Below are 8,448 nucleotides of genomic sequence, written 5' to 3'. Positions count from 1 at the left end.
CCGGTGGTTGCACCTGCGTAAGCGCCACTGCCGCCGGCTGCTCCGCCGCCGCCGCCTGCGCCGCCGTTGCCGCCGCCGTCGCCGCCGTCACCAGCAGCTGCTGCGCCGCCGCCGCCGCCGTCGCCGCTACCGCCGGCTGCGGGGCCGCTTGCGCCGCCTGCTCCGCCTTCGCCGCCTGCGCCGCTCTCGCCGCCGCTGCCGCCGTCACCGGTTGCACCGGTTGCGCCGGAGTCGCCGCTGCTCAGGTCGAATGCCTGCTCACAGGCGGTCTCATCCGAGCCGGGGCCGTTGGCGTCGCAGTTGTTCTCGGCCATTGCCGTGGGGACAAGCGTGATAACGCTCATCAGGCACATCCAGGAGAGGATGCCCAGTAGTTTTCCGAGCTTCATTGTCTTTGTTCTCCGTTCTGTTTCTGTGTACGTGCTTGGTGTTTCAGATAACCGCGTGTGACCGCGGCTGCCCATTCTCGGTCCTGGTGGGGCCAAAGTCCAGCTTTGCCAGAACTCCGCCCTTAGTCAATCGTGTATGACGCCAAACTTCAAGCCCTCATTCGGGGCGCCGGCGCCCGGCACAAAAGAGGGTTGGAGAAGCTTCTCAAGGGGTATACAGACGACGCACCAAACCGGCCTGGTCGTGGCAAACCTCGCGATTTCTTGACATTTCGCTAGGTGTACGCCTACTCTGTCCTCGCTCGGCAATCGAATACGGCTCCAGCTTCTGGCCTCCGACCCCGTCGTCGTTGACTTTGCGATTGCTGTCTGCTACTCTTGCTCACTTAATGTCAATCTTCCTGGCGATAGCTCGCGCCATGACCTTTTTGCTTGGCGCCCACACGCGCCTCGAGCCCGTCTCTAGTTCTGACCCCGTAAAGGAGGAGTTGCGCATTGGCGAACAAATCCGCCTTCCGCACGCGCGTTTCATTTGCCCGATTCCCGGAGATTCAACAACTCCCCGACCTAATTTCCGTACAGAAGGACTCCTTCAACTGGTTCCTCAATGAGGGACTGAAGGAGACTTTTCACGACGTCTCCCCAATTGAAGACTTCACCGGAAACCTTCAGCTCGAATTCGGCGAGTACCGCTTCGAGGACCCGAAGCACTCGGTAGACGAATGCAAAGAGAAGGACATGACCTTCTCCGCTTCGCTGTTCGTCACGTCCCGGTTCATGAACAAAGAAACCGGTGAGATCAAGGAGCAGACGGTCTTCATGGGGGACTTCCCGATGATGACCGACAAGGGCACCTTCGTGATCAACGGAACCGAGCGCGTCGTCGTCTCGCAGCTGGTTCGTTCGCCGGGCGTCTACTTCGACCGGGCGCTGGACAAGACCTCCGACCGGGAGCTCTTCAGCGTCAAGGTGATCCCCGCGCGGGGCGCCTGGCTGGAGTTCGAGACCGACAAGAAGGACCTGGTCGCCGTCCGCATCGACCGCAAGCGCAAGCAGCACGTCACCGGGCTGCTGAAGGCCATGGGCCTCACCGCCGAGGAGATCCTCGAGCTGTTCGACGCCGACTCCATCCGCGCCACGGTCGAGAAGGACCACCTGCAGACGCAGGACGAGGCCCTCATGGACATCTACCGCAAGCTCCGCCCCGGCGAGCCCCCCACACCGGACTCCGCCCGCACGCTGCTGGACAACCTCTTCTTCAACTGGAAGCGCTACGACCTGGCGAAGGTCGGCCGGTACAAGGTCGACAAGAAGCTCGGCAAGACCAGCCCCGCAATGGAGCGCGTCCTTCAGCGCATCTACGACGAGATGGTCGCCCGGGCCAAGCCCGGCAAAGAGCCGTTCGAGCAGGAGCACTGGAAGGTGTTCTCCTCGATCGCGTCCCAGGACGGCGGTCCCCGGACCCCGATCTACAAGTCGGTCCTGACCTATGAGGACATCCTCAAGACGGTCGACTACCTGGTCCGCCTGCACCGCGGCGACGAGGACTTCGAGGTGGACGACATCGACCACTTCGGAAACCGCCGTATCCGTTCGGTCGGCGAGCTCATCCAGAACCAGGTCCGCATCGGCCTCAGCCGTATGGAGCGGGTCGTCCGGGAACGGATGACCACCCAGGACGTCGAGGCCATCACGCCGCAGACACTGATCAACATCCGTCCGGTCGTCGCCAGCATCAAGGAGTTCTTCGGAACCTCGCAGCTGAGCCAGTTCATGGACCAGCACAACCCGCTGGCCGGCCTCACCCACAAGCGCCGCCTGTCGGCGCTTGGCCCGGGTGGCCTGTCACGTGAGCGTGCCGGTTTCGAGGTGCGAGACGTCCACCCGAGCCACTACGGCCGTATGTGCCCCATCGAGACCCCTGAAGGCCCGAACATCGGCCTGATCGGCTCGCTGGCCAGCTACGCCCGGATCAACGAGTTCGGCTTCATCGAGACCCCCTACCGCAAGGTGGAGGACGGCCGGGTGACCGACCAGGTCGACTTCCTGACCGCGGACGAAGAGGACCGGTTCGTCAAGGCTCAGGCCAACGCGGCCCTGGACGCCAAGGGCTCGTTCACCGAGGACCACGTACTCGTCCGAACCAAGGGCGGCGACGTGGAGTTCGTGCTGCCCGGCAACGTGGACTACATGGACGTGTCGCCGAAGCAGATCGTCTCGGTCGGCACCGCTCTGATCCCGTTCCTCGAGCACGACGACGCCAACCGGGCCCTGATGGGCGCCAACATGCAGCGCCAGGCAGTGCCGCTTCTTCGCCCCCAGGCTCCGCTCATCGGAACCGGGCTCGAGGTGCGCGCCGCCATGGACGCAGGCGAGGTCATCCTCAGCGACAAGGACGGGACGGTCGAAGAAGTGTCGGCCGACTACATCTACGTCAAGAACTCCGACGGAACCGACCGCCAGTACCGTCTGGCCAAGTTCCACCGCTCCAACCAGGCGACCTGCATGAACCAGAAGCCCATCGTTTCCGAGGGCGACAAGGTCCAGCGGGGGCAGATCCTGGCCGACGGCCCGTCCACCGACCTCGGTGAGCTGGCTCTCGGCAAGAACCTTCTGGTCGCCTTCATGCCGTGGAACGGCTACAACTACGAGGACGCCATCATCCTGTCCGAGCGCCTGGTGCGCGACGACGTGCTCACCTCGATTCACATCGACGAGCACGAGGTCGACGCCCGGGACACCAAGCTCGGAGCCGAGGAGATCACCCGGGACATCCCGAACGTCGGCGAGGAGATCCTGAAGGACCTCGACGACCGGGGCATCATTCGCATCGGCGCCGAAGTCGGACCGGGCGACGTCCTGGTGGGCAAGGTCACTCCCAAGGGAGAGACCGAGCTGACTCCGGAGGAGCGCCTGCTGCGTGCCATCTTCGGTGAGAAGGCCCGGGAGGTCCGGGACACCTCACTCAAGGTGCCGCACGGTGAGACCGGGACGGTCATCGACGTCCGCGTGTTCAGCCGCGAGGACGGCGACGAGCTTCCCCCCGGCGTCAACCAGCTGGTCAAGGTGCAGGTCGCCCAGAAGCGCAAGATCCAGGAGGGCGACAAGCTGGCCGGACGCCACGGGAACAAAGGTGTCATCTCGAAGGTTCTTCCTTTGGAGGACATGCCGTTCCTGGCCGACGGACGGCCGGTCGACATCATCCTCAGCCCCCTGGGCGTGCCTTCCCGCATGAACCTGGGACAGGTTCTGGAGACGCACCTCGGATGGGCTGCCCACAACGGATGGAAGTCGAAGTTCACCAAGGACTACGAAACCGCCGCCACCGGCAACCACGACAACGGAAGCCCCAGCGAAGCCGCCATGTGGGTCAGCACCCCGGTGTTCGACGGCGCCCGCGAGGAGGACATCCTCGAGGCACTGGAGAACGCCACCAACAACACCCACGGCGACGAGACCCTGGTCGGCAGGGACGGCAAGGCATGGCTGTACGACGGCCGCTCCGGCGAGAAGTTCGACGCCCGGGTAGTGGTCGGCTACACGTACATCCTTAAGCTCAGCCACCTGGTGGACGACAAGATCCACGCCCGTTCCACCGGTCCGTACTCGATGATCACCCAGCAGCCGCTGGGCGGTAAGGCGCAGTTCGGTGGACAGCGCTTCGGTGAGATGGAGGTCTGGGCCCTGGAGGCGTACGGCGCTGCCTACGCACTGCAGGAGCTTCTGACGATCAAGTCCGACGACGTGCTCGGCCGCGTGAAGGTCTACGAGGCCATCGTCAAGGGCGAGAACATCCCCGAGCCGGGCATCCCCGAGTCGTTCAAGGTGCTCATCAAAGAGATGCAGTCGCTCTGCCTGAACGTCGAGGTTCTTTCGGCTGAAGGTAAAGAGATCGAGATGAAGGAAATCGACGAAGACGTATACCGGACGGCGGAGGAGCTGGGCATTGACCTGTCACGCCGTGAGCCGGCCTCAGTAGATCTGGAGGCATAAGGGTGCTTGACGTTACTTATTTCGACGAGCTTCGGATCGGCCTGGCCACTGCGGATCAAATCCGCATGTGGTCGCACGGCGAGGTCAAGAAGCCCGAGACCATCAACTACAGAACGCTGAAGCCGGAGAAGGACGGACTTTTCTGCGAGCGCATCTTCGGTCCCACCAAGGACTGGGAGTGCTACTGCGGCAAGTACAAGCGGGTTCGCTTCAAGGGCATCATCTGCGAGCGGTGCGGCGTGGAGGTCACGCGGCAGAAGGTTCGCCGCGAGCGGATGGGCCACATCGAGCTGGCCGCTCCGGTCACCCACATCTGGTACTTCAAGGGGGTTCCCTCGCGCCTCGGCTACCTGCTGGACCTGGCGCCGAAGGACCTCGAGAAGATCATCTACTTCGCTTCCTACCTGATCACCCACGTCGACGACGCCAAGCGCCAGCGCGACCTGCCGACCCTGGAGACCCAGGTCCGGCACGAGCTGGAGGCAACCGGCGACGCCGCCAACCAGCGCAAGGCGAAGATCGAGGAGCAGCTCGAGGCAACTCTGGCCGAGCTCGAGAAGCGCAGCGCCAAGGCAGCAGAGGTCAACAAGGCCAAGAACGAGGCCGCCAAGCAGATGAAGGAGATCAACACGCGTACCGAGCGTGAGATGGGCCTTCTCGAGGAGACCTGGGAGCAGTTCAAGGGCCTGGCGCCTCGCAAGCTTGTCGACAACGAGACCATCTGGCGTGAGCTTCGGGACCGCTTCGGCGACTACTTCCGGGGAGGCATGGGGGCTGAGGCCATCAAGGAGCTCATCCACTCGCTGAACCTCAAGGAGGAGCAGGACCACCTGCAGGAGATCGTGGCCACCGGCAAGGGGCAGAAGAAGCTCCGCGCCATCAAGCGGCTGAAGGTCATCTCCCCGTTCACCAACGAGGGCAGCAAGAACTCCCCGATGGGCATGGTCCTGGACGCAGTCCCGGTCATCCCGCCCGAGCTTCGCCCCATGGTGCAGCTGGACGGCGGCCGCTTCGCTACCTCCGACCTGAACGACCTGTACCGCCGGGTGATCAACCGGAACAACCGCCTGAAGAGGCTGCTGGACCTGGGCGCCCCCGAGATCATCGTCAACAACGAGAAGCGGATGCTCCAGGAGGCCGTCGACGCACTGTTCGACAACGGCCGCCGCGGGCGTCCCGTCACCGGACCGGGCAACCGGCCGCTGAAGTCGCTGTCCGACATGCTCAAGGGCAAGCAGGGCCGGTTCCGCCAGAACCTTCTGGGCAAGCGGGTGGACTACTCGGGCCGTTCGGTCATTGTCGTGGGTCCCGAGCTTCGCCTGCACCAGTGCGGTCTGCCCAAGCAGATGGCGCTGGAGCTGTTCAAGCCGTTCGTCATGAAGCGGCTGGTGGACCTGCAGCAGGCTCAGAACATCAAGAGCGCCAAGCGCATGGTCGAGCGCGCCCGGCCCGTGGTTTGGGACGTCCTCGAAGAGGTCATCCACGACCACCCGGTGATGCTGAACCGTGCTCCCACCCTTCACCGGTTGGGAATCCAGGCATTCGAGCCGATCCTGGTCGAGGGCAAGGCCATCCGGATCCACCCGCTGGTCTGCACCGCCTTCAACGCTGACTTCGACGGCGACCAGATGGCAGTCCACGTGCCGCTGTCGGCCGAGGCTCAGGCGGAAGCACGCCTGCTGATGCTGTCGACGCACAACATCCTGTCGCCGGCCCACGGAACGCCTATCGTCACCCCGACCCGGGACATGATCCTGGGCACCTTCTACCTGACCATGACCCGCGAGGGTCAGGCGGGCGAGGGCAGGATCTTCTCCTCCCCGAAGGAAGCCATGATGGCTTTGGACTTCGAGGCGGCGAGCCTGCACGCAAACGTGAAGGTCCGGATGACGGGCAAGAACGTTCCCGGCCTGGAGGACGGCGCGCTGCTGGAGACCACGGTCGGCCGCCTGATCCTGAACAGCGCCCTGCCCGACACCTACCCGTACCAGAACAAGATGGTCGGCCAGCGTGAGCTGGCCCTGATCATCGAGGAATGTGCGGAGATGTACGGCAAGGCGGAGATCGCCCGGATCCTGGACCAGATCAAGACCCTCGGGTTCCACTACTCGACGAAGGCGGGAATCACCTTCGGCCTGCACGACATCGTCACGGTGCCGAACAAGCCGAAGATCCTGGCCGACCACGAGGCGATGGCCGAGAAGGTGGAGACCCAGTACGGACGGGGCATCATCACCGACGACGAGCGCCGCCAGGAGCTGATCGAGATCTGGACCAAGGCCACCGACGAGGTGTCGGCAGCCATGGACGCCACCTTCCAGCTGGACGAGCTCAACCCGATCTACATCATGTGGAAGTCCGGTGCCCGTGGAAACAAGGGAAACATCAGCCAGCTCGCAGGAATGCGAGGCCTGATGGCCAACCCTCGTGGAGAGATCATCCCTCGCCCGATCAAGGCGAACTTCCGGGAAGGCCTCTCGGTCCTGGAGTACTTCATCTCCACCCACGGCGCCCGCAAGGGACTGGCCGACACGGCACTTCGTACCGCCGACTCGGGTTACCTGACCCGGCGTCTGGTCGACGTGTCGCAGGAGCTGATCATCCGTGAGGACGACTGCGGCACTGAGCGGGGCATCCCGATCCAGGTGACCGTCGAGACGCCCACCGGTCGGGTAGAGGCTCCCTCGGTTGAGACCAAGGTCTTCGGACGGGTCTCGCTCGAGAACCTCATCCACGAAGGCAAGGCGCTCATCAAGCAGGGCGAGCTCGTGGACCGGATCAAGCAGCGCGAGCTGGTTGCCGCCGGTGTCGACCAGCTGAGGGTTCGCTCGGTGCTGACCTGCGAGTCCAAGTACGGCGTCTGCCGCCTGTGCTACGGCCGGAACATGGCCACCGGCGCAATGGTGGACATCGGTGAAGCGGTCGGCATCATCGCCGCCCAGTCCATCGGTGAGCCGGGGACCCAGCTGACCATGCGTACCTTCCACACCGGAGGCGTCGCAGGTGAGGACATCACCCACGGTCTGCCTCGAGTGGTCGAGCTGTTCGAGGCCCGTACCCCCAAGGGGCGAGCCACGGTGGCGAAGATCGCCGGCCGGGTCGAGATCCACGACGAGGAGGTCAAACGAGTCGTCAAGGTGATCGGCGAGGACGGCAAGGAAGAGGCGTACCCCGTCAGCCGCCGGCAGCGCCTGGTGGTCGACGAGGGCGATGTCATCGAGCCGGGGGACCAGATCACTGAAGGTTCCATCGACCCGGACGACATCCTGGAGGTCGCCGGTATCCGGGCCGTCCAGATCTACCTGGTCAACGAGGTGCAGCAGGTCTACAAGAGCCAGGGTGTGCCCATCCACGACAAGCACATCGAGCTGATCGTGCGCCAGATGCTTCGCAAGGTGAGCGTCATCGAGCCCGGGGACACCGAGCTGCTGCCGCAGGACCTGGTCGAGCGCAAGCTGTTCGCATCGATCAACGACGAGGTGATCGCCAAGGGCGGCGAGCCGGCAACGGCCCGGCCGATCCTGATGGGAATCACCAAGAGCTCGCTGGCCACCGAGAGCTGGCTGTCCGCAGCCTCCTTCCAGGAGACCACCAGGGTGCTGACCGAGGCCGCCATCCGCGGCAAGTCGGACAGCCTGCTGGGCCTGAAGGAGAACGTCATCATCGGCAAGCTGATCCCGGCCGGCACGGGCATGACCCGCTACCGCTCGGTCAAGGTCACGCCTTCCGACGAGGTGTCGGAGCTGCTCCAGCTGCTGCGCAAGCAGGACGAGGAGCGCAAGGCTGCCGAAGAGGCGGAAGCCGCCGCCCGGGCGCAGTTCTACGACCCGGACGCCGAAGAGGTCGAGGCCTTCTAGGACTCAAACCGATCAACCAAAAAAGGGCTCCCGAATGGGGGGCCCTTTTTGCTGGGTCCTCAGAGCATCTCTGTTGATTGGTGTTAATCGGGTGTTTCCACCCTTGTTTGCACTCACCACTTTGGGTAGGGTCCGAAGTGGTGGGGTGGAATGGGCTAAAACCGCTCGTTTACCTCGGTATCAACCTAAAAATTAAAAGGGGACCCTAG

3 protein-coding genes are annotated in these 8,448 nt (G+C 63.9%); 2 read left to right on the top strand and 1 reads right to left on the bottom strand.

All coding sequences use genetic code 11. The features are described from left to right. A partial coding sequence (locus VFV09_13130) for a hypothetical protein (protein ID HEU4868656.1) occupies window positions 1-389 on the bottom strand: 389 nt, incomplete at its 3' end. Window positions 390-884: 495 nt separating this feature from the next. Here VFV09_13130 and rpoB point away from each other — a divergent pair. After that, the gene (gene rpoB / locus VFV09_13125) at window positions 885-4,382 is read left to right on the top strand and encodes a DNA-directed RNA polymerase subunit beta (GenBank protein ID HEU4868655.1); all 3,498 of its coding nucleotides are present in this window, start codon (window positions 885-887) and stop codon (window positions 4,380-4,382) included. A 2-nt stretch (window positions 4,383-4,384) separates the two neighbouring features. Continuing rightward, a complete protein-coding gene (locus VFV09_13120) occupies window positions 4,385-8,239 on the top strand; it encodes a DNA-directed RNA polymerase subunit beta' (protein HEU4868654.1) in 3,855 nt (1,284 codons plus the stop codon). Window positions 8,240-8,448 lie beyond the last annotated feature (209 nt).

The organism is Actinomycetota bacterium (assembly GCA_035759705.1).
Lineage (GTDB): Bacteria > Actinomycetota > CADDZG01 > JAHWKV01 > JAHWKV01 > JAJCYE01.
Note: the sequence above shows the minus strand (reverse complement) of the source record. Positions and strands in the feature narration are given on the sequence as shown.